Consider the following 22,001-nt stretch of genomic DNA (forward strand, 5'->3'; position numbering starts at 1 on the left):
GAGGAATCCCATGCCGCGTCAGCCCTCCGCCGTGGCGCGGGTGACGAGCGAGGTGATCTGCTCCGTGTACCGGCGGCGGTCGCCGTGTTCGAGGTCCAGGATGTCCTCCAGGCTCCAGTGGAAGTGGTAGGCGATGTACGCGATCTCCTCGTGCAGCCGGTCGGTCGCGTACGTCACGATTCCCCCAGGCGGCTCCCGCCGAGTTCGACCTCGAACGGCTGCTCGCAGTGGGGGCAGGTCACGCCGGCCCGGGTGTGGCCCTCGGCGTTGACCTGCCGGTAGAAGTCCTGGAGGAACGCCAGGTCGGAGGCGAACATGTTCTCCACCACCCCGTCGTGCACCAGCGGGAGCGTGCCCAGCCTGGTGATCACCCGGCCGAGCAGGACCACCGAGAGGTAGGCGGGGTTCTCCTGCACCCGGATGTCGCGCAGCGGGATCAGCTCGTCCCGGGCGGTCGCGAGCCGCATCACGCCGTGCCGGTGCACGGTCCCGGAGTCGTCGACGTACCCGCGCGGCAGCTCGAACGGGAACTCGGTGCGCAGTGTCTGGCCCGCGGGGGCGGCGGACGCCGTCGGGGCCGGGCCGGCGGCGTCGGGCACGGTCTGCTCCGGTGGCGCCGGGCTCTCCGCGAACGGCCCCTGAGCGGCTCCGCCGGCGGGGGCGGGCCCGGCCGGGAGGGATCCCGGCCGGGCGGTGGTGCGGCGCATTACTCGATGACCAGTTCTTCGAACGTGATGGTCACGGTCTCGGTCAGCGCGGAGGCCTCACCGGCCTTCACCGTGCTGGTGTCGATCTTGCTGCACCAGGCGTTGCGCATGTTGTACCGCTTGACCGGATTGTTCTGGTAGTCCATCACCATGATGGTGGCGTTCTTGCGGGCCGTGGCCATCGCGCCGTTGACCGACTCGTTGATCCACTGGTTGAACGCGGCGGACTGGGTCATGCCGCGGACGACCGTGCAGGTGCCGGCCTTCTTCACACCCGGCATCTTCTTGGTGACGGGCTTGCCCTGGGCCGAGACCTGCTGGTACTCGATGACGTCCTGTTCGAGGCTGAGGCCGCTGACCTCGGCGAGGTACTCGACCATCACACCGTCGATCTGGAGGCCGAAATTGTGTGACGTGAGGGCGTCACCCGGCTGCAGGCTCATCTGTCTTCATTTCCTTCGGAAGGGGGGAGGGCGGAGATCGCGGGGGGAGAGGAGAGGAGGCCTCCCTACTCCTCCAGCTCCCCGCTGCCGCTGGAGAACTGGGCCAGCCGGAAGATCACGAACTCGGCCGGCTTGACCGGCGCGATGCCGATCTCGCACACCACCCGGCCGAGGTCGACCGACTCCTGGGGGTTGGTCTCCTCGTCGCACTTGACGTAGTACGCCTCCTCCGGCCGGGCGCCGAAGAGGGCGCCCGAGCGCCACTCGTTGACGAGGAAGGCGGAGATGTTGCGCCGGATCCTGGCCCACAGCTGGTGGTCGTTGGGCTCGAACACCACCCACTGGGTGCCGATCAGGATCGACTCCTCCAGGTAGTTGAAGTACCGGCGGACGTTCAGGTAGCGCCAGGCCGGGTCGGAGGAGAGGGTGCGGGCGCCCCAGACGCGGATGCCGCGGCCGGGGAAGGCGCGGATGCAGTTGACGCCGATCGGGTTGAGCAGGTCCTGCTCGCCGCGGGTGATCTGGAGCTCCAGGTCGACGGCGCCGCGCACCACCTCGTTGGCCGGGGCCTTGTGCACACCGCGCTCGAAGTCGTTGCGGGCCCAGATGCCGGCGATGTGACCGCTCGGCGGAACGGTCCTGGTCTGGCCGCTCGCCGGGTCGAAGACCTTCACCCACGGGTAGTACAGGGCGGCGTACTTGGAGTCGTAGCCGGCGGTCTCCTGGCGCCAGACCCGGATGTCGCGGGCGTTCAGGCCGGGCGGCGGGTCGATGACGGCGACCCGGTCGCCCATCAGCTCGCAGTGCGCGATCAGGCCGAGCTGGACGGCCTTGACGGCCTCCAGGTCGATGGCGCCGCGCTGGTAGGCGGCCATCAGGTCGGGGACGGCGACCATGGAGATCTCGTCCACGGCCTCCAGGCCGCCGAAGCCGGTGCGGTCCGCCGAGTCCCCGAGGTACTGGGCCGGGCCGGGGTGGCTCTCGGCGCCGGCGGCGGCCGGGGCGGCCGGGGCGGCCGGGGCGGCGGGAGCGGCGGCCGGAGCGACGAGGGCCACGGTCTGGTTCTCCGGGCGCGCGAGCTGCGCGGCGGGCGCCGCCTCCTGCACGGTGATGAGCTTGGAGCGCTCCTTGACCTGCGTGACGACGTAGGTGCGGCTGCTCTTCTTGGCACTCACGTCGAAGCTCTCGACGGGCTTGTCGCCGTCCTTGACGACGAGCCTGAACCGCTCGGCGGGACCCTCGCCCTCGGGGTCGGAGACCTCGACGCTGAGCGGGCCGGAGCCCGCGGCCACGGCGGACACGGTGAACGTGCCGAGCTGCTGGGGCGCCCCGGCGGGCAGGGCGGCCTGCGCGGCCCGGCCGGTCACCTCGGCGGGGGAGCCGGCCGCCTCGCCCGCGGCGCCGCCGGGGGCGCCGCCGACGCGGACCACGTAGGCCGCGCTGCCGCCGTTGTTGAAGAAGCCGTAGACGGAGTGCGCCAGGTAGTACCCGTCGGTGAAGGCACCGAAGGCGGCGACGAACTGGGTCCAGTTGGTCACCAGGGTCGGCTCGTTCAACGGGCCGGACGGTGCGAGCCCGACGAAGGCCGCCACCGATGTCCCCACTCCCTCGATGGGGCGCGAGCCGCTGGCCACCTCCTCGACGTAGACGCCCGGCGACAGGTAGGACGGCATGCTCTGCTCTCCTCGGGGTACGAGTCAGGTCTGTGCCCACCCTCGCGCGTGCGGCGCGTCACCCGAAACGTCTGCGAGTGCTGTGTTCGGGGCATGGTCGTTGCCCGGAAAGGCAAGGCGCGCCGTTCCTGCCCCCGGGGCTGCCCCGAAGGTCGTTCCCCGCCCCCCCCCGCGGTCCCGGCGGACCGTGCGGCGAGGTGTGTCCGCCGTCGAGCGACGGCGCGGGCGTCCGGAGGGCGTCCGGAGGGCGAGGTCGTCGAGGACGGCACGACGGCTCGGGAGGAGGGGGCCGGCCACGGCCCCGACGGGTCCGCGCCCGAAGGGGATGCGGACGACCGGCCGGCGGGCCGGGACGTGCCGCCACCGGGCCGGGCAGCCGGATGCCTTTCCGGGCAGCCGCCCCTGCCTCACCGGCTCCTGCCCCCTCGGGACGTGTCCCGTAACGTCGGTACGTGACCCTTTGGACTTCTCTTGAGCCGGCGTCGACGACGGTGGACCCCGGTGGCAGCGCCACGGTGCGGCTGCGGGTGCGCAACACCGGTGACGTGGTGGACGAGTACCGGTTCGAGCCGGTGGGGGATCTCGCGCCGTGGACGCGGGTGGAGCCGCAGACGCTGCGGCTGTACCCGGGGACGACGGGAACGGTGGAGGTGTCGTTCGCCGTGCCGCGGACGCCGGACGCGGTGGCGGGGCCGCATCCGTACGCGGTGCGGATCACGCCGACGGAGCACCCCGAGGCGACGGCCGTCCCCGAGGGGAACGTGACGGTCACTCCGTTCACCGAGGTGCGGGCCGAGTTGGTGCCGCCGGTGGTGAAGGGGCGGCTGCGGGGGCGGCCGAAGCTGGCGGTGGACAACCTCGGGAACACGAAGGTGACCGCGTCGCTCAGCGGGAGCGACAACGGCGACCAGCTGTCGTTCGACCTGGACCCGGGCAATGTGCAGATCGAGCCGGGCCGGGCGGTGTTCGTCAAGGCGCGGCTGAAGCCGCGGGAGATCATCTGGTTCGGTTCGAAGCAGGAGCGCCCGTACACGCTGGCGGTCCAGCGGTCGGGCGTCGATCCGCTCGGGGTGGAGGGGAAGTTCGTCCAGCGCGGCTTCCTCCCCGGATGGCTGGCCACGGTACTGGGCATGACGGTGGCGCTGGCGATCGCGTTCACGGTGATCTGGCTGACGTACAAGCCCGACGTCCGTTCCCTGGCCACCGAGCAGGTGGCGCAGGCCGAAGCCGGTGCGATCCCCGCCCCCAGTCCCGCGCTGTCCGCGCCGGCCGCCGTGCCGAGCGCCGGGCCGTCGCAGGAGGTGAAGGCGCCCGAACAGGAGAAGCCGGCGGACACCGGGGACTCGGACGGCGCGGGATCCGAGGAGGAGAAGGAGGAGGGGTCCGGCGGCGGAGGCGGCCAGGACAAGGAGGACGAGCCGGCCGTCCCGGTCGGCGACCTCATCGTGGGCGAAGGGTCCCAGCGGTGCATCACCGTCCCGCTGAACAAGGGCAAGGCGGAGGACGGCACCGCTCTGGTGCTGCAGGACTGCGACCCCGAGGCCGCCAATCAGCGGTGGGACTTCCGGGGCGACGGGACCGTCCGCTCCATGGACATGTGCATGGACGTGGCGTGGGGTTCCGTGGAGGAGGGCGCCCTGATCCAGCTGGCCCGGTGCAGCGGCAACCCCGCCCAGACCTTCGTGACGAGCGCCGAGGGGTACCTCGTCAACCCGCAGTCGGAGAAGTGCGTCGACGCCATGTGGAGCGGCACCGCGAACGGCACGAAGCTGCACCTGTGGAAGTCCGGGGGCACGCCCAACCAGAAGTGGCAGCGGCAGTCGGTCTGACCCCGCGGTAGCCGCCCCGGCCGGGGCGGCTACCAGCCGCCCTCGCCCGGCACCAGCCGCCCCGCCTTGCGGTACTCCCGTCGCGCGCCCTCCAGCAGGTCGGCCGTGGTGACCGGCCCGCCCCGGTCCGCGGCCGCGTAGGCGGCGGTGACCACGGCGCTGCGGATGGAACCGCCGGACAGTTCGAAGTCCCGCGCCACCCCGTGCGCGTCGACGCCGTCCGCGCACGGCACGCCGGAGAGGCTGTGCCGCCACAGGGCGAGCCGCTGGCCGGCGTCCGGGAACGGGAAGTCGACCACCAGGTCGAGCCGACGGGTGAACGCCTCGTCGATGTTGGCCCGCAGGTTGGTGGTGAGCAGCGCGATGCCGTCGAAGGACTCCAGGCGCTGGAGCAGGTACGCGCTCTCCATGTTGGCGTACCGGTCGTGCGCGTCCTTGACCTCGGACCGTTTGCCGAACACCGCGTCCGCCTCGTCGAAGAGCAGGACGGCGTCGGTGCGGTCCGCCTCGGAGAAGACGCGCTCCAGGTTCTTCTCGGTCTCGCCGACGTACTTGTCCACGATCGAGGACAGCGACACGACGTAGAGGTCCAGGCCCAGCTCGGCGGCGACGACCTCGGCGGACAGCGTCTTGCCCGTGCCCGACTCGCCCGCGAACAGCCCCAGCACGCCCCGGCCCCGGCCGCCGCCGGCGCTGAGCCGCCAGTCGCCGAGCACCCGGTCGCGGTGCCGGGCCCGCCGGGCCAGTTCCCGCAGCTGGGCCAGCGGAGCCTCGGGCAGCACCAGGTCGTCCCAGTCCACCGCAGGCCGGATCCGCCGGGCGTGCTGTTCCAGACCCGAGGTCGACTGCTGGCGTGCGGCGAGCCTGAGGTGGTCGGGGGTGAGGGCGGTGCCGTCGAACGCGGCGAGGCCCCGGGCGGCCCGTACGGCCCGCGCCACCCGGTCCGTGCTCAGGTGGTACGGGGCCACGGTGGCGGCGAGGTCGAAGCCGAGGGGGCCGTCGGGGACGGCCGGTGTGCCCGTACGGGCATCCGGTCCCGCTCCGTCGGCCAGGGCCGCGGCCCAGGCGTCCACGGCGCCCGTTCCCAGTCGGGGGGCGTCCAGGACGAGGGGGTCGTGGTCGCACCACTGCGGGTCGTACGGCCGGGGGCCGGTGAACACCACCGGCACATCGGGCACCGACAGTGCCCGCACGAGTGCCCCGGGGTCGTCCGGGAGCGGGGAGACGACCACGGCGCGGTCCCGCAGCCGGGCCTCGCGCAGCAGGGCGGCCGGCGGTTCCCCGGTGTGCGGATCCCGGGGGGCGTAGTGCAGGGCGCCGGGAAGGGCCCGCGCGGCGTGCGCCAGGCCCTCGCCCGCGCGGTGCTCGCGCAGGTAGACGGTGAGCGGCCCGGCGGCCAGCCGGGCGGCGAGCCGCCCGGCGAAGGTGTCGCCGCCGGGCGTGTCCGGGAGGGACGGCACGGTGAGCGGGCGGACCCGCCCGGTGAGGGACGGATCCGGGGTGTCGTCGCCGAGGAGGTGGGCGACGAGCCGGCCCGGGACCCGCAGCGACCGGCTGAGGAACGGGCGTTCCGGTTCGTCGACGTCGAGCAGGGCGAGGGACCGCAGGGGCGCCGAGGGGTGGAAGACGGCGCGGGCCTCGGGCCGGTGCACGGGGGCGCCGCACAGGTCGAGCGCGAGCCCGACGGTGGCGCGGCGGCGGCCCACGTCGTCGTTGAGGTAGCCGTACAGGGGCTCGAAGGAGCGGTCGAGGTCCGGTGCGAGCGCCACGAGCAGCACCGAGACCTCCAGCGGGCGCAGGCCGAGCCGCCGTGCGAGCGGGCCGAGCCGGTCGCCGGGGGGCTCGTCGTCGTCCCCGGGCCGGCCGGGGTCCGGCGGGGCGGTGACCGGGCGGAGGTGGTGCCGTACGGCTTCCTCCGACAGGTACAGGCCGCGGAGCGGGTCGTCGGCGGTCGGGTCGCCGGCGGCGCGGTGCTCGACCAGCAGGGCGACGCGTTCCCGGAGTCGCGCGACGCGCGTGAGGAGCGCGTCGGCCGGGTCGTGGAGGTGGCCGTTCACCGGTTCTGCTTCCCCCGCTCGACGTGGTGCGGGCGGTGGCCGCGTCCGGGCGAGTCGTCCTGGGCGCCGTCGACCGAGCGGACCCGTACCACCGCGCCCTCGGTGACCGGCGGCCCGGCGTCGTACTCGGGGAAGGACGGGAACGGGACGAGCACCACCAGGTCGAGGGACGGCTTGAGTTCACCGCCGAGCGCGGACCAGATCTCGGCCAACGACCGTGACTCGGTCTGGGTGCCGGCCACCGACAGCGACACGGAGAGCCCCAGCGCTCCCAGCGCGTCGGGCAGTTCGCCGGGCGGCAGGATCTCGCGGGGCAGCAGCGTGGCCAGCACGGCGGACAACAGGCGGTGTTCGTCCTGTGGTTGCCTGGTCCAGGCGGTGACCAGGTACGACAGCCGGAACCAACGCGGTGGCAGACGGCGCTTCACGACCAGGCCGTTGCCGTCGGTGACCGCGACCGCGCCGCGTTCGCGCCGTGAGACCTCCTCGCGGATGTCGTAGAGGTAGGCGTTGAGGGTGGGCGCGTTGCGGCGGGCCGCCCAGTCCCGGGTCGGGGCGTCCAGGGACACCTCGATGCCCGAGCCGGCCAGGGCGCCGCTTCTGAGGAGCCCCTTGAGGACCTCGTCCACCTCGTGGATCACCGTCGTACTCCTGCTCTGCCGTGCTGCGGCTCACCGGCTGCCGGACCACCGGGCCGCCGGGCTCCACCGATCGTGCCCGTGGACGCGCGGCGCCGCGGCCGCCACTCGGGACGGGAACGGGCACGACGGGCTGCCCGAGGGGGTGAATTCGGTTGCCTGTTCGGTCAGATGTAACCTTCCCGGAGGGCGTACGCAACGGCGTGCGCGCGGTTGCGGAGGTGCAGCCGGGTGGTGAGACCGTGCAACACGTTCTTGACCGTACGTTCGGAGTACGAGAGCTTTCCGGCGATCTCTCCCGTGTCCAGGCCTTCGGAGACGAGTCGCAGGACGTCCGCCTCACGGGCCGTCAGGCCGGAGGAGGGGGCCCCGGGGTGGCCCGCCGAGGTGCGGTGCAGCGTCCCCACCTGGTTGACCAGACGGCCCAGCAGGTCCCCGGGGAGGTCCCCGTCGCCCCGGGAGGCCGCCACGACGGCGCGCACCATCCGGTGCGCGGTGGCCTCGTGACGCCACACGATCGCGCCGACCCCGCACTCGACCACGTCGAGGAGTTCGTTCTCCCGGATCGCGCTGACCACGAGCACGGCACGGCTGCCGTCACTGCGCACGAGCTTGCGCAGCCGGGCCAGCAGGGTCTCGTCCAGGTGGTCGTTGATGAGGAGGGCCACGGTGTCCGGGCCGGTGCGGCCGTCCTCCACCAGCTCGACGACCGGGTGCCGGCGGAGCTCACTGGCCGCGCCGGCCCGGGAGATGGGATCCGGGGCGTCGACCACCACGGGGATCCGGGGTCCCTGCCCGGCGGGCAGGACCGTTTCCGAGGTTCCGAACGAGCTGTGCAACCGATGTCCCCATGGCCGAGTGGCGGGCACCGTCGTGGTGTCCGCGTCCGATGTCTCGGTCACACACTCCTGTGCGGGGCGGGACGCGGACAATCGTGGAGAACCACGAGACGCACCACGAGATCACGCGCACCGCTCGCCGGCCGGGCGGGCGGCGGGCGCCCCCCGGTCGCGCCCTGTGCGCCGTGCTCTTCCGTCCCGACCCGGGGAAGGGGTCCGGCTCTGCGGGAATGGAACACGACGCGGTGCTCTGCGTCCATACCCGCGACAAGGATTCACCCCCTGTTCCCGCTTCCTGCCCCAAGAGGCCTGTCGGTCCGGCCCGTCGGGGCACCCGCCGGGCCCGTTCCGCGTCCTTCCCCGAGGAGACGGCCGCTGTTCCGCTCACCGTCCCCCGCCCGTCCCCCGACCATGACCCGCCCCGGCCCAGGAGGAACCGTTGCCCTCGGTGGAACCCCTCAGCGAACGGGACGACGCCCTGCGGCTGCTGGCCGCGGAGGCCGAACGGGCCCGTGCGGGATCGGGCGGTCTGGTCCTGCTGCGCGGCGCCACCGGCATCGGCCGCACCGCGCTCCTGCGGGCCGCCGCGGAGCGGGCGGCGGCCCGGGGGATGTGGGTGCTGCGGGCCCGCTGCACCCCGGAGAACAGCGGCAGGGACTGGAGCGTCGTCCACCAGCTCTTCGGTGAGGAGGCGGACTTCGTCGACGACCTCCCGGCGGAGCCCGACGCCCCGCGGACCGCGCACCACCGGACGCGGACCGCGCTGCTGCGGCTGCTGGAGACGTACGCGGACGAGGCGCCGCTGTTCGTCGCGGTCGACGACGTGCACGCCGCCGACCCGTCCTCGCGCGGCTGGCTGACGGAGGCGGCCCGGCTCGTCGAGGGACTGCCGGTGCTCCTGGTGGTCACCGAGCGCAGCCAGTACGACATCGAACCGGCCGGTGCCGGTCTCGCCCACGGGCTCTCCCCCACCCTCGCCCGCACCCACACCCTCGCCCCGCTGAGCACCGGCGCCGCCACGGAACTGGTCCGCGCCGCCTTCCCGGATGCCGCCCCCGACCGGGTGGCCGACTGCGTGCGGGCCGGGGCGGGCAACCCGCTGCTGCTGCGCGCCCTGCTGGACGACCTGTCGTCCGGCAGCGCCGCCGACGGGTCCGCCCCGCCGGCGGCGCTGCCGGACACCTGTGCCGCGCTGTACCCGGGCGCCTACCCGGACGCCGTGTCCTGGTGGCTGGCCGGCGCGGGCGGGGCGACGGCCGGGGTCGCCCGTTCCCTGGCCGTGCTGGAGGGCGGGGGAGCGGACCCGGGGGCCGCGCGGGCGCCGTCCGCGGACGGCGCCGGGCCGGCGGGGGACTGGTGTCCGGGGGGCTCCCCCGCCGAACGCCGCGACACCCAGGCCCGGATCATCGCCCGGACGGCTCAGGCGGACGCGGCCCGGGTCGTGGGCTGGCTCACCGCGATGGCCCGTCTGGGCCTGCTGCGCCAGGGCGCGGACGGCCTGTACCGGTACGCGCATCCGCTGCTGCGCGACGCGGTGCTGAGCGGCTGGACGAGCGGCCGGCGCAGGGCGGCCCACCGCACCGCCGCCGAGGAGCTGATGCGCGGGGGCGCCGAGGTCGCCGTGGTGGCCGGGCACCTGTCGCAGGCCTCCGCGGTGGCCGAGCCCTGGGCCGTCGACGTGCTGGTCGAGGCGGCGGCCGACGAGATCCGCGCCGACCGCCCGCGAGGCGCCGTGGCGTTCCTGCGGCGCGCCCTGGACGAACCCATGGCGCCCGTCCGCCGGGCCACCGTCCTCATCCAGCTCGGTTCCCTGGAGTGCGCCGAGTACCCGTCCGGGGGCATCGCCCGGCTCGCGGAGGCCGTACGGCTGCCGGGCGGGTCCCGGGACCTGGTGCGGGCGATGGTGGCCCTGGCCACGGCGCTCGCCCGCAGCGGGGAGACCCGGGCGGCGCTGCGCACGCTCCGGGAGGGGGAGGAGCGGCTGGCGGACCAGCCCGACCTGGTGCGCACGCTGCGCGCCGTCGCCGTCCTGATGTCCGACGAGGAACTGGGCGCCCTGCGCAAGGAGCACCGGCGGCGGTCCGGGCCGGACGGGGACGCCCCGGACCTGCTCGACGCGGCCCACCGGATACTGAGCGTGCGGTACGAGGCGACGGCCGGCCTGATCTCCTCCCGGGACGCGATGGCGCAGATCCGCGCCTTACTCGAGGAGCCGGTCGACCCGCTCGTCGAGCCGTTGCTGTTCGGCACGGCCGCCGCCGTGGCCCAGTGGGCGGACGAACTCGACGAAGCCGAGCGTCTGGTGCGGCGCGCCCTGGACGCGCTGGACTCCTTCCTGCTGCACCCCATGCACCACACCCTGCTCGACGTGCGGGTGGATCTCGCGGCGGCCCGCGCGGACTTCGCCGCCGTGCTCGCCGACCCGAGGGCCCGGTCGTCCGGTGCCGGGCCGTCCGGGCCCGGACCCACCAGCGCGCACACGCAGGCCGTGATCGCGCTGGTGGAGACGGGCCGGCTGGAGGAGGCCACCCGTCTCGTGGAGGGGTTCGACCTGCGGACGGCGCCGGACTCCTGGCGGACCCACCGCTTCCTGTACGCGCGGGGAATGCTGCGCGCCGCCGTCGGGGACCCGGCGGCGGCGCTGGACGACTTCACGGAGTGCGGACGGCGCCAGACGGCCCGTGAGACGTTGAGGTCCGTGGTCGCCCCCTGGCGCGTCGCCGCCGCCGAGTGCCTGCTGGCGCTCGGCCGGCCGCGGGAGGCGCTGGCCCTCGCCGAGGAGGAGCTGCGGCTCGCCGAGGTGTGGGGCACCCCGCGCGTACGGGGCCGCGCGCTGCGCGTGCTGGGCGAGGCGACGGGCGGCCGGCGTGGTGTGGAGCTCACCGGCCGCGCGGTCGGGGCGTTGCGCGGGGGACCGGTCGGAACGGAACTGATCTCGGCCCTGATCTCCCACGGCCGTCTGCTCAGCACTTCGGGGGAGCGCTCCCATGCCCGGGAGCCGCTGCGCGAGGCGGTGGAGCGCGCCGAGCGGCTCGGCGCGGTCCGACTGCGCACCGTCGCCGAGGGGCTGCTCCGCGAGAACGGCGCCCGGCGCGCAGGCGCCCCGCGCACCGGTTCCGCCGCGCTCACCGGCAGTGAGCGCCGCATCGCCGGCCTCGCGGCCGAGGGGTGGACGAACGCGGAGATAGCCGCTTCGCTGCACCTCGCCCGGCGCACGGTGGAGACCCATCTGACGGCCGCCTACCGCAAGCTCGGCATCAGCCGCCGAGCCGAACTCCCCACGGCCCTGTCCGCCGTCCCGCCCGACGCCCCGGCCCGCGCCGCGGGCTGACCCGAAGCGGCGGGGGCGTGGACACGTCGAAGGGGCCGCCCACGTGGGCGGCCCCTTCGACGGAGTGGCGCGTTACTTCACCGGCTCCGGTTCCGGAGCGCTCTCGCTCTCCTCGTCGCCGGCCGGGTCGGCCGGGGTCTTGACGGACTCCAGCAGCAGCTGGGCGACATCGACGACCTGCGTGGACTCCTTGGCCTTGCCCTCGTTCTTCTTGCCGTTGACCGAGTCGGTCAGCATGACGAGGCAGAACGGGCAGGCGGTGGAGATGATGTCCGGGTCGAGGGAGAGGGCCTCGTCGACGCGCTCGTTGTTGATGCGCTTGCCGATCCGCTCCTCCATCCACATCCGGGCGCCGCCGGCGCCGCAGCAGAAGCCCCGCTCCTTGTGGCGGTGCATCTCCTCGTTGCGCAGGCCCGGGACCTTGCCGATGATCTCGCGCGGGGGCGTGTAGATCTTGTTGTGGCGGCCCAGGTAGCACGGGTCGTGGTAGGTGATGAGGCCCTCGACCGGGGTGACCGGGATCAGCTTGCCCTCGTCCACCAGGTGCTGGAGCAGCTGGGTGTGGTGGATGACCTCGTAGTCGCCGCCGAGCTGCGGGTACTCGTTGCCGAGGGTGTTGAGGCAGTGCGGGCAGGTGGCGACGATCTTCTTCGCCGACCTGGGCTTCCTCGACTCCTCGGTGACGTTGCCCTCGTCGTCCGTCTCCTCGCCGAACGCCATGTTCAGCGCGGAGACGTTCTCCATGCCGAGCTCCTGGAACAGCGGCTCGTTGCCCAGGCGCCGCGCGGAGTCACCGGTGCACTTCTCGTCGCCGCCCATGATCGCGAACTTGACGCCCGCGATGTGCAGCAGCTCGGCGAAGGCCTTGGTGGTCTTCTTCGCGCGGTCCTCCAGGGCGCCGGCGCAGCCGACCCAGTACAGGTACTCGACCTCGGACAGGTCCTCGATGTCCTTGCCGACGACCGGGACCTCGAAGTCGACCTCCTTGGTCCACGCCAGGCGCTGCTTCTTGGCCAGGCCCCAGGGGTTGCCCTTCTTCTCCAGGTTCTTGAGCATCGTGCCCGCCTCGGACGGGAACGCGGACTCGATCATCACCTGGTAGCGGCGCATGTCGACGATGTGGTCGACGTGCTCGATGTCCACGGGGCACTGCTCGACGCAGGCGCCGCAGGTGGTGCAGGACCACAGCACGTCCGGGTCGATGACGCCGTTCTCCTCGGCGGTGCCGATCAACGGGCGCTCGGCCTCCGCGAGGGCCGCCGCGGGCACGCCCGCCAGCTGCTCCTTCGACGCCTTCTCCTCGCCCTCCGCCGTCTTGCCGCCGCCGGCCAGCAGGTAGGGGGCCTTGGCGTGCGCGTGGTCGCGCAGGGACATGATCAGCAGCTTGGGGGAGAGCGGCTTGCCGGTGTTCCAGGCGGGGCACTGCGACTGGCAGCGGCCGCACTCGGTGCAGGTGGAGAAGTCCAGCAGGCCCTTCCAGGAGAACTGCTCGACCTGGGAGACGCCGAAGACGTCGTCGTCACCGGGTTCGGTGAAGTCGATCGGCTTGCCGCCGGAGGTCATCGGCTGGAGCGCGCCCAGGGCGGTCCCGCCGGTGGCCTCGCGCTTGAACCAGATGTTGGGGAAGGCGAGGAAGCGGTGCCAGGCCACACCCATGTTGGTGTTCAGGCTGACCGTGATCATCCAGATCATGGTCGTGCCCAGCTTGATCATCGCGAACAGGTAGACCAGGTTCTGCAGCGTCGCGACCGACAGGCCCTCGAAGGCCAGGACCAGCGGGTACGAGGCGAAGTACGCGGCCTCGTAGTGGTCCACGTGGTGCAGTGCGCCCTCCAGGCCGCGCAGCACGTAGATCGCCAGGCCGATGGTGAGGATGACGTACTCGACGAAGTACGCCTGGCCCATCTTCGAGCCGGTGAACCGCGACTTGCGGCCCGGACGCGAGGGCAGGCTCAGCAGCCGGACGACGATCAGCGCGAGGATGCCGAGGGTCGTCATCGCGCTGATGAACTCGATGTACAGCTCGTACGGCAGGAAGCCGCCCAGCACCGGCAGCACCCAGTCGGCCTCGAAGAGCTGGCCGTAGGCGGTGACGATGGTCGGCGGCAGGGTCAGGAAGCCGACGGCGACGAACCAGTGGGCGATGCCGACGACACCCCACCGGTTCATGCGGGTGTGGCCGAGGAACTCCCGCACCAGGGTCACACTGCGCTGGTAGGGGTTGTCGGTCCGGGCGCCGGCCGGGACCGGCTGGCCCAGCTTGAAGTACCGGACGAACTGGCCGATCGCGCGTGCGAGCAGCGCGACGCCGACCACGGTCAGGACCAGCGACACGATGATCGCGGCGAGTTGCATGAGGGCTCCTCGGGCCTGCGAGGGGTTTGACGAGGGGTGATTCGGGACCGGGACGGGGACTCCACCACGGCTTCCCCGAGATTACTAAGCGGTAACTTATGCAGTCCGTTCGAGATTACCCCCATCTCCGGTCGCACTGTAGCCGGGCGCGGGGTGATCTGAATCGCTCAGGGTCGCCTATGGCGGCGCCCTCGGGGCCTCTCGGATGGCGTCCGCGATCGGATCGTGTTATTCGCGCTAAATCGGTCCATACACCCCTAACTTATATCCGTGCTCTACGGGATCGCCGCCGCCGCCACCGCCCTGCTGCTCTCCGCCCTGCTCACGGAGGTGCTGCGGGTCCCCGCCCTGCGCCTGGGAATCCTGGACCGCAGACGCCGTCTGGCGGTTCCGCTGTCCGGGGGAACGGCCGTCGTGCTCGCGACCGGGCTGGTGGCGGGGCTCGGGGACCGGGCGGGACTCGCTCCGCTCGGCACCGGGATCGGACGCCTGCTGGCCGCCGGGGTCTGGATCGGCGTGCTCGGGCTGGCCGCCGACGTGTGGCGGCTGCGGTGGTGGATCCCGCTCACCGGTACGGCCGTGGCGGCGGCGCTGGTCGTGCCGTACGCGGAGACCGGGGTGGCGCGGGGCGTGCTCGCCGCGGGGTGGATCGTGGCGGTCACCGCCGCGTTCCGGGGGCTCGACCACGCGGACGGGCTGGCCGGCACCGTGGGGGCGGTGACCGCGTTCGGGGTGGCGGCCTGCGCGGCGGCCGAGCTGATGGACGGGATCGCGGTGCTGACGGGTGTGCTGGCCGCCGCGCTCGCCGGGTTCCTGCTGCACAACTGGCATCCCGCGCGGGCCGGTCTCGGGTCGGCCGGCTCGCTGTTCGCGGGGTTCACGGTGGCCTCGGCGGCGGTGTTCGTGCGGGCCGGACAGGGAATGGGGACCGGCGCCGGGGTGTTGTTCGCCCTGACGGCCGTGGCGTGCGCCGACGCCGCACTGGTGGTCCTCGCGCGGCGGCTCTCCCGGTGGCCGCTGACCCGCGGCCGGCCGGATCACCTCGGGCACCGGCTGCGGCGGCTCGGACTCGCCCCCCGCGCGGTGACCGTGCTGCTCGGCGGCGGAGCGCTGGGCGGGGTGCTCGTGGGGGTGGCCGCCCACACCGGGAGGGTGTCCGGGGGCGCGGTGGTGTGGGTGGCGGCGGTGGCCGCGGTGGTCGTCCTCGCGTTCGCCCGCCTCCCCGTCACCCCCGTTTTCCGCCCCCGTCAACGATCTGCCGAGGCATCGCCGCAGGTCACGGGGCAGTTGCGCGTAAGGAACGGATAAGAGTTGAGCCTGCTCGACTCAGCTCTGTTGACCCCGCGCCGGGTGTCATGCATGCTTGAGTCTGTTCCACTCAAGTCAGCTGGAGGAATCGAAATGGCACGTGCGGTCGGCATCGACCTGGGCACGACTAACTCCGTCGTCAGCGTTCTGGAGGGCGGTGAGCCCACCGTCATCACCAACGCCGAGGGCGCCAGGACCACGCCGTCCGTCGTCGCCTTCGCCAAGAACGGTGAGGTGCTGGTCGGCGAGGTGGCCAAGCGCCAGGCGGTCACCAACGTCGACAGGACCATCCGGTCGGTCAAGCGCCACATGGGCACCGACTGGAAGATCGAGCTCGACGGCAAGCCCTTCAACCCGCAGCAGATCAGCGCCTTCGTGCTGCAGAAGCTGAAGCGCGACGCCGAGGCGTACCTGGGCGAGAAGGTCACGGACGCGGTCATCACCGTCCCGGCCTACTTCAACGACGCCGAGCGCCAGGCCACCAAGGAGGCCGGCGAGATCGCCGGCCTGAACGTGCTGCGCATCGTCAACGAGCCGACGGCCGCCGCCCTGGCGTACGGCCTCGACAAGGACGAGCAGGTCATCCTGGTCTTCGACCTCGGTGGCGGTACGTTCGACGTCTCCCTGCTGGAGATCGGCGACGGCGTCGTCGAGGTGAAGGCCACCAACGGCGACAACAACCTCGGCGGTGACGACTGGGACCAGCGCGTCGTCGACTACCTGGTCAAGCAGTTCCAGTCCGGGCACGGCGTGGACCTGGCCAAGGACAAGATGGCGCTGCAGCGTCTGCGCGAGGCCGCCGAGAAGGCGAAGATCGAGCTGTCCTCGTCCACCGAGACCACGATCAACCTCCCCTACATCACCGCCTCCGCCGAGGGCCCCCTGCACCTCGACGAGAAGCTGACCCGCGCCCAGTTCCAGCAGCTGACCGCGGACCTGCTCGAGCGCTGCAAGACGCCGTTCCACAACGTCGTCAAGGACGCCGGCATCCAGCTGTCCGAGATCGACCACGTGGTCCTCGTCGGCGGCTCCACCCGCATGCCCGCCGTCGCCGAGCTCGTCAAGGAGCTGACCGGCGGCAAGGAGGCCAACAAGGGTGTGAACCCGGACGAGGTCGTCTCGATCGGCGCCGCCCTCCAGGCCGGTGTCCTCAAGGGCGAGGTCAAGGACGTCCTGCTGCTCGACGTCACCCCGCTGTCCCTCGGCATCGAGACCAAGGGCGGCATCATGACCAAGCTGATCGAGCGCAACACCACGATCCCGACGAAGCGCTCCGAGATCTTCACCACGGCCGAGGACAACCAGCCGTCCGTGCAGATCCAGGTCTACCAGGGCGAGCGCGAGATCGCGGCGTACAACAAGAAGCTCGGCATGTTCGAGCTGACCGGTCTGCCGCCGGCGCCGCGCGGCGTCCCGCAGATCGAGGTCTCCTTCGACATCGACGCCAACGGCATCATGCACGTGACCGCGAAGGACCTGGGCACGGGCAAGGAGCAGAAGATGACCGTCACCGGCGGCTCCTCGCTGCCGAAGGACGAGGTCGACCGGATGCGCCAGGAGGCCGAGAAGTACGCGGAGGAGGACCACGCCCGCCGCGAGGCCGCCGAGTCCCGCAACCAGGGCGAGCAGCTCGTCTACCAGACGGAGAAGTTCCTCAGCGACAACGCGGACAAGGTCCCCGGTGACGTCAAGACCGAGGTCGAGACCGCCGTCGCCGAGCTGAAGGAGAAGCTCAAGGGCGAGGACACCGCCGAGATCCGCACGGCCACGGAGAAGGTCGCGGCCGTCTCCCAGAAGCTGGGCCAGGCCATGTACGCCGACGCCCAGGGCGCCCAGGCGGCCGGCGGCGCGTCCGCGGGCGCCGGCGAGGCCAAGGCCGACGACGACGTCGTCGACGCGGAGATCGTCGACGAGGACCGCAAGGACGGTGCGGCGTGACCGAGGAGACCCCGGGCTTCGACGAGCAGTCGCAGCAGCCCGACGTCCCCTCCGAGGAAGCCGAGCCGAAGGCCGCCGCACAGCCCTCCGAGGAGGAGGCGGCGGCCCCGGCCGGGGACACGGGCCAGGAAGCGGCCCTGGTGGCCCAGCTGGACCAGGCGCGCACGGCGCTCAACGAGCGCACGGCGGACCTCCAGCGCCTCCAGGCCGAGTTCCAGAACTACCGGCGCCGGGTCGAACGCGACCGGATCGCGGTGAAGGAGGTCGCCGTGGCGAACCTCCTGAGCGAGCTGCTCCCCGTGCTCGACGACGTCGGCCGCGCGCGGGAGCACGGCGAGCTGGTCGGCGGCTTCAAGTCCGTCGGCGAGTCGCTGGAGACCACCGTGGCCAAGCTGGGCCTCCAGCAGTTCGGCAAGGAGGGCGAGCCCTTCGACCCGACGATCCACGAGGCGCTGATGCACAGCTACGCGCCGGACGTCACCGAGACGACGTGCGTGGCGATCCTGCAGCCGGGGTACCGCATCGGCGAGCGCACCATCCGCCCCGCGCGGGTGGCCGTCGCCGAACCGCAGCCCGGCGCGCAGACGGTCAAGCCGGCCGAGGAGAGCACCGAGGCGCAGGCCGACTCGGAGAACAAGGAGAGCGGTGGCCCGGACGAGGGCTGACGCGGGAGTCGACGCAGGGAAGGAGGGACGTCGGGGATGAGCACCAAGGACTTCATCGAGAAGGACTTCTACAAGGTCCTCGGCGTCCCCAAGGACGCCACCGAGGCCGAGATCAAGAAGGCGTACCGGAAGCTCGCCCGCGAGTTCCACCCGGACGCCAACAAGGGCAACGCCAAGGCGGAGGAGCGGTTCAAGGAGATCTCCGAGGCGAACGACGTCCTCGGCGACCCCAAGAAGCGCAAGGAGTACGACGAGGCGCGCGCGCTCTTCGGCAACGGCGGCTTCCGCCCGGGGCCGGGCGCGGGCGGCGGCTCCTTCAACTTCGACCTGGGGGACCTCTTCGGGGGTCAGGCCGGCGGCCAGCAGGCGGGCGGCTTCGGCGGCGGCCTGGGTGACGTCTTCGGGGGCCTGTTCAACCGCGGCGGCGCGGGGACCACGCGTACCCAGCCGCGGCGCGGCCAGGACATCGAGTCCGAGGTGACGCTGAGCTTCACCGAGGCGATCGAGGGGGCGACGGTCCCGCTGCGGATGTCGTCGCAGGCGCCCTGCAAGGCCTGTTCGGGCACCGGCGACAAGAACGGCACACCGCGCGTGTGCCCGACCTGCGTCGGCACCGGCCAGGTGGCGCGGGGTTCCGGCGGCGGCTTCTCGCTCACCGACCCCTGCCCCGACTGCAAGGGCCGCGGCCTGATCGCGGAGGAGCCCTGCGAGATCTGCAAGGGCAGCGGCCGGGCCAAGTCCTCGCGGACCATGCAGGTGCGCATCCCCGCGGGCGTCAGCGACGGCCAGCGGATCCGGCTGCGCGGCAAGGGTGCGCCGGGCGAGCGCGGCGGTCCCGCCGGCGACCTCTACGTCGTCGTGCACGTCGGCGCCCACCCGGTGTTCGGCCGCAAGGACGACAACCTCACGGTCACGGTCCCGGTGACGTTCGCCGAGGCCGCCCTCGGCGGCGAGGTCCGGGTCCCGACACTGGGCGGTCCGCCGGTCACGCTGAAGCTGCCGCCGGGCACGCCCAACGGACGCACCATGCGGGCCCGGGGCAAGGGCGCGGTCCGCAAGGACGGCACCCGTGGTGATCTGCTGGTCACCGTGGAGGTGAGTGTTCCCAAGGACGTGTCGGGGAAGGCTCGTGACGCGCTCGAGGCGTATCGCGAGGCGACCGCGGACGACGATCCGCGGGCGGAGCTGTTCCAGGCCGCGAAGGGAGCTTGATCTGCATGGACGGCCGTCGACGCAATCCGTATGAACTGACCCAGGACACCCCGGTCTACGTCATCTCGGTGGCGGCCCAGCTCTCCGGTCTGCACCCGCAGACGCTGCGCCAGTACGACCGGCTGGGTCTCGTGTCGCCGGACCGCACGGCCGGCCGGGGCCGCCGTTACTCGGCCCGTGACATCGAGCTGCTCCGTCAGGTGCAGCAGCTGTCGCAGGACGAGGGCATCAACCTGGCCGGAATCAAGCGCATCATCGAACTGGAGAACCAGGTCGCCGCCCTCCAGGCCCGGGTGGCCGAACTGGAGGGCGCCCTCGACGGGGCGGCCGCGGCGATGCGGCAGCGCGAGGCCGCGGTGCACGCCTCGTACCGCCGTGACCTGGTGCCCTACCAGGAGGTGCAGCAGACCAGCGCGCTGGTGGTGTGGCGGCCCAAGCGGCAGCAGCCGGGCTGAGGCGCGGGCGTGGAGTGCCGGGAGGCCCGGAGGCCGAGTGGGCCTCCGGGCCTCCCGGCTCATGCGCCATAACTTGTGTGACTATCGTGTAGCTGCGTGTCCAGATGATTCTCGCCGGACGTCCGCGGGTCTCTCACGAGTGCGGCGCACCATGCCGTGTCCATCTCGTTAAGCGGCCGACCTTGACGCCGGTGGGGGCTGAAGGTTGGCTTTTCAGTCACATGGGCCGCAAAGCTGTGCCCACGTCCGAAACGCACCTGAAGTGAGCCTCCGCATGCGTCGTATCGCCATATCCGTGGCCGCCACCTCCATGTCCGTCATGCTCGCCGGATGCGGCGTGCTCAACGCGACGGGGAGCAGCGACGACGCGAGCCCGGGCAAGGGCGACGACGTCACCGTCGGGCTGCTGCTCCCGGAGAAGGACAACACCCGGTACGAGCAGTTCGACTACCCCATCTTCAAGGCGAAGGTGGAGTCGCTCACCAACAAGAAGGGCACCGTCGAGTACGCCAACGCCGAGGCGGACGCCGACAAGCAGGCGAGCCAGATGCAGCAGATGATCGACGACGAGGTCGACGTCATCGTGCTGGACGCGGTCGACGCGCACGGCATCGCGGACAGCGTGCAGAAGGCCAGGGACGCGGGCATCCCGGTCATCGCCTACGACCGTCTCGCCGAGGGCCCGATCGACGCGTACATCTCCTTCGACAACGGTCTGGTCGGCGAGGTGCAGGGCCGTACCCTGCTGGAGTCGCTCGGGGAGGCCTCCGTCACCGACAAGATCGTGATGATGAACGGCTCGCCGACCGACCCCAACGCCAAGCAGTTCAAGGCGAGCGCGCTCTCCGAGCTCAAGGGCAAGGTGACGATCGCCAAGTCCTACGACACCAAGGACTGGAAGCCGGAGAACGCCCAGGCCAACATGGCCGAGGCGATCAACGCGATCGGCGCGGACGACATCAAGGCGGTCTACTCCGCCAACGACGGCATGGCGGGCGGCATCGTCAAGGCGCTGAAGGCCGCCGGCGTGACCGAGCTGCCCCCGATCACCGGCCAGGACGCCGAACTCGAGGCGGTCCAGCGGATCCTCGCCGGCGAGCAGTACATGAGCGTGTACAAGTCCTACCCGGAGGAGGCCGAGAGCGCCGCCGAGATGGCGGTGGCGAGGGTCCAGGGCAAGGACATCCAGTTCGACGCGCTGACCCGCGACCGGGTGAACAGCCCCACCGACAAGGACATTCCGGCGCAGCTCGTGCCCGTGGTCGCCCTGACGAAGGACAACATCGAGGAGACCGTGATCGCCGACGGGATCTACGAGGTCTCGGACATCTGCACGGCCGAGTTCGCGGCGGCCTGCGAGGCGGTCAAGCTGAAGTAGCCGCTCCGTCGATATCCGGCCGCCCGCCGGTCCCCCGGCCGGCGCCAGGTCCCGCCCGTGTTGCACAGCCGGTTCCGGCCGCGCATAGTTGCGCTGCGGAAAGTGGCTGAACCGGGGGTGGGACGGGCAATGGCCGGGCACGGGACGGACGGGCATCCACACGGTGCTGACCGACTGTGCGAGGCCGGGGATCGCGTGTATTCCCGGGCCGTGCGGCGCGGACGGCTGCCGCGCCGGGACGCGGAGCCGGTGCCCTGCCTGCTGGAACTGGCCCTGCTGCACCCCGATCCCGACGACATGGACTGGCTCGTCCCCACCCCCCCGCAGGAGGTCATGACCCGGCTGCTGCGCGGGATGTACGACGAGGTGAGCGCGAGCCAGCGCCGGGTCGGCTCGGCCGTCGAGGCCTTCGAGTGGTACGCCGGCCTGGGCTGCCGGGCGCCCGCGTCACGGTCCGCGGCGGAGGGCCCGGCGATCCGGGTGCTGGACGGACTGGCCCGCATCCAGGCCGCGATGGACGAGGCGACGCAGGCGTGCACCACCGAGGTGCTCACCGTCCAGCCGGGTGGCATCCGGCGCGAGGCGGAGCTGTCGGAGGGCCTGCACCGGGCGACGGCGCTGCGCGGCCGGGGCGTGCGCATGCGCGACCTGTACACGCACGTCGCCCGGCACGGGCACGGGCTGCTCAGCTACCTGGAGCTGATGGGCGACGCGGTGGAGGCGCGCACGCTGGACGAGGTGATCGACCGGCTGATCCTCTTCGACCGCACGGTCGCCTTCATCCCCGCCAACGCCGAGCGCACCATGGCGCTGGAGCTGCGCCACCCGGCGCTGGTGGAGTACCTGGGCACGGTCTTCGACCGGCTGTGGCGGCTCGCCATCCCGCTGACCGCCCCGCTGCCCGAGACCGGCATCGAGGGCATCTCGCACCGGGAGCAGTCCATCGCGTCCCTGCTCGCGGAGGGCCACCAGGACGCGGTGATCGCGGAACGGCTGGGCATCAGCGTGCGGACCTGCCGGGCGCACATCGCCCGTCTGTCGGAGACGCTGGGCGCGGTCAGCCGCACGCAGCTGGGCGTCCGCATCGCCCAGGCCGGACTGGACGGCTTCCGGCGCCCCGCCGTCACCCTGCCCCGCCGGGGGCCCCGGACCGCCCGGTGAGGCGGCCCGCCC

General features: G+C 72.5%; 17 protein-coding genes. 9 read left to right on the top strand and 8 right to left on the bottom strand.

Annotated elements, in window-relative coordinates; translation table 11 throughout:
• Window positions 1–18: 18 nt before the first annotated feature.
• The 4 genes from ACZ8ZB_RS17875 to ACZ8ZB_RS17890 all read right to left on the bottom strand — a co-directional run bounded on the left by ACZ8ZB_RS17875 (window position 19) and on the right by ACZ8ZB_RS17890 (window position 2,823).
• Window positions 19–177, bottom strand: coding sequence for a DUF6760 family protein (locus tag ACZ8ZB_RS17875; RefSeq protein WP_095534630.1), 159 nt, complete (start codon window positions 175–177; stop codon window positions 19–21).
• A complete protein-coding gene (locus ACZ8ZB_RS17880; protein ID WP_470738698.1) occupies window positions 174–707 on the bottom strand; it encodes a hypothetical protein in 534 nt (177 codons plus the stop codon). Before ACZ8ZB_RS17880 ends, ACZ8ZB_RS17875 begins: the two co-directional genes overlap by 4 nt.
• Window positions 707–1,150: a phage tail protein gene (locus tag ACZ8ZB_RS17885; protein ID WP_085573106.1), complete on the bottom strand. Its 444-nt coding sequence runs from the start codon at window positions 1,148–1,150 to the stop codon at window positions 707–709. Before ACZ8ZB_RS17885 ends, ACZ8ZB_RS17880 begins: the two co-directional genes overlap by 1 nt.
• A gap of 65 nt (window positions 1,151–1,215) precedes the next feature.
• Window positions 1,216–2,823 (bottom strand): phage tail sheath family protein, encoded by a 1,608-nt coding sequence (locus ACZ8ZB_RS17890; RefSeq protein ID WP_470738699.1) that lies wholly within the window; start codon window positions 2,821–2,823, stop codon window positions 1,216–1,218.
• Window positions 2,824–3,275: 452 nt separating this feature from the next.
• Between ACZ8ZB_RS17890 and ACZ8ZB_RS17895 the strand changes: the two genes are divergently transcribed.
• Window positions 3,276–4,652, top strand: coding sequence for a ricin-type beta-trefoil lectin domain protein (locus tag ACZ8ZB_RS17895; RefSeq protein ID WP_470738700.1), 1,377 nt, complete (start codon window positions 3,276–3,278; stop codon window positions 4,650–4,652).
• A gap of 29 nt (window positions 4,653–4,681) precedes the next feature.
• Here ACZ8ZB_RS17895 and ACZ8ZB_RS17900 read toward each other — a convergent pair whose 3' ends face one another.
• The 3 genes from ACZ8ZB_RS17900 to ACZ8ZB_RS17910 all read right to left on the bottom strand — a co-directional run bounded on the left by ACZ8ZB_RS17900 (window position 4,682) and on the right by ACZ8ZB_RS17910 (window position 8,153).
• Complete coding sequence (locus ACZ8ZB_RS17900; RefSeq protein WP_470738701.1) at window positions 4,682–6,709, bottom strand: ATP-binding protein; 2,028 nt, start codon at window positions 6,707–6,709, stop codon at window positions 4,682–4,684.
• Entirely contained in the window at window positions 6,706–7,350 is a 645-nt protein-coding gene (locus tag ACZ8ZB_RS17905; protein ID WP_470738702.1) for a Pvc16 family protein, read from the bottom strand. The genes ACZ8ZB_RS17900 and ACZ8ZB_RS17905 overlap by 4 nt, the downstream gene beginning before the upstream one ends.
• 164 nt (window positions 7,351–7,514) lie before the next feature.
• Complete coding sequence (locus ACZ8ZB_RS17910) at window positions 7,515–8,153, bottom strand: helix-turn-helix transcriptional regulator (RefSeq protein WP_470741517.1); 639 nt, start codon at window positions 8,151–8,153, stop codon at window positions 7,515–7,517.
• A gap of 481 nt (window positions 8,154–8,634) precedes the next feature.
• On the opposite strand from ACZ8ZB_RS17910, the gene ACZ8ZB_RS17915 reads away from it, so the two are divergent.
• Entirely contained in the window at window positions 8,635–11,517 is a 2,883-nt protein-coding gene (locus tag ACZ8ZB_RS17915) for a helix-turn-helix transcriptional regulator (RefSeq protein WP_470738703.1), read from the top strand.
• Between the two features lie 72 nt (window positions 11,518–11,589).
• Here ACZ8ZB_RS17915 and ACZ8ZB_RS17920 read toward each other — a convergent pair whose 3' ends face one another.
• A complete protein-coding gene (locus ACZ8ZB_RS17920) occupies window positions 11,590–13,872 on the bottom strand; it encodes a (Fe-S)-binding protein (RefSeq protein WP_470738704.1) in 2,283 nt (760 codons plus the stop codon).
• Window positions 13,873–14,142: 270 nt separating this feature from the next.
• Here ACZ8ZB_RS17920 and ACZ8ZB_RS17925 point away from each other — a divergent pair, with 270 nt between their 5' ends.
• From ACZ8ZB_RS17925 to ACZ8ZB_RS17955, 7 genes are all read left to right on the top strand, one after another.
• The gene (locus ACZ8ZB_RS17925; RefSeq protein WP_470738705.1) at window positions 14,143–15,180 is read left to right on the top strand and encodes an MraY family glycosyltransferase; all 1,038 of its coding nucleotides are present in this window, start codon (window positions 14,143–14,145) and stop codon (window positions 15,178–15,180) included.
• Window positions 15,181–15,273: 93 nt separating this feature from the next.
• A complete protein-coding gene (gene dnaK, locus ACZ8ZB_RS17930) occupies window positions 15,274–17,118 on the top strand; it encodes a molecular chaperone DnaK (protein ID WP_470738706.1) in 1,845 nt (614 codons plus the stop codon).
• The gene (gene grpE, locus ACZ8ZB_RS17935; protein WP_470738707.1) at window positions 17,115–17,783 is read left to right on the top strand and encodes a nucleotide exchange factor GrpE; all 669 of its coding nucleotides are present in this window, start codon (window positions 17,115–17,117) and stop codon (window positions 17,781–17,783) included. Before dnaK ends, grpE begins: the two co-directional genes overlap by 4 nt.
• A 36-nt stretch (window positions 17,784–17,819) precedes the next feature.
• Window positions 17,820–18,995: a molecular chaperone DnaJ gene (gene dnaJ, locus ACZ8ZB_RS17940; RefSeq protein ID WP_470738708.1), complete on the top strand. Its 1,176-nt coding sequence runs from the start codon at window positions 17,820–17,822 to the stop codon at window positions 18,993–18,995.
• Window positions 18,996–19,000: 5 nt separating this feature from the next.
• Window positions 19,001–19,450: a heat shock protein transcriptional repressor HspR gene (locus ACZ8ZB_RS17945; RefSeq protein ID WP_470738709.1), complete on the top strand. Its 450-nt coding sequence runs from the start codon at window positions 19,001–19,003 to the stop codon at window positions 19,448–19,450.
• 274 nt (window positions 19,451–19,724) lie between these two features.
• A complete protein-coding gene (locus ACZ8ZB_RS17950) occupies window positions 19,725–20,828 on the top strand; it encodes a sugar ABC transporter substrate-binding protein (protein WP_470738710.1) in 1,104 nt (367 codons plus the stop codon).
• Window positions 20,829–20,957: 129 nt separating this feature from the next.
• Window positions 20,958–21,989 carry a helix-turn-helix transcriptional regulator gene (locus ACZ8ZB_RS17955; RefSeq protein ID WP_470738711.1) on the top strand — a complete coding sequence of 344 codons (1,032 nt, stop codon included), beginning with the start codon at window positions 20,958–20,960 and terminating at the stop codon, window positions 21,987–21,989.
• The last annotated feature ends 12 nt before the right edge of the window (window positions 21,990–22,001 follow it).

The sequence above is a fragment of the Streptomyces sp. 12E genome (assembly GCF_055633275.1).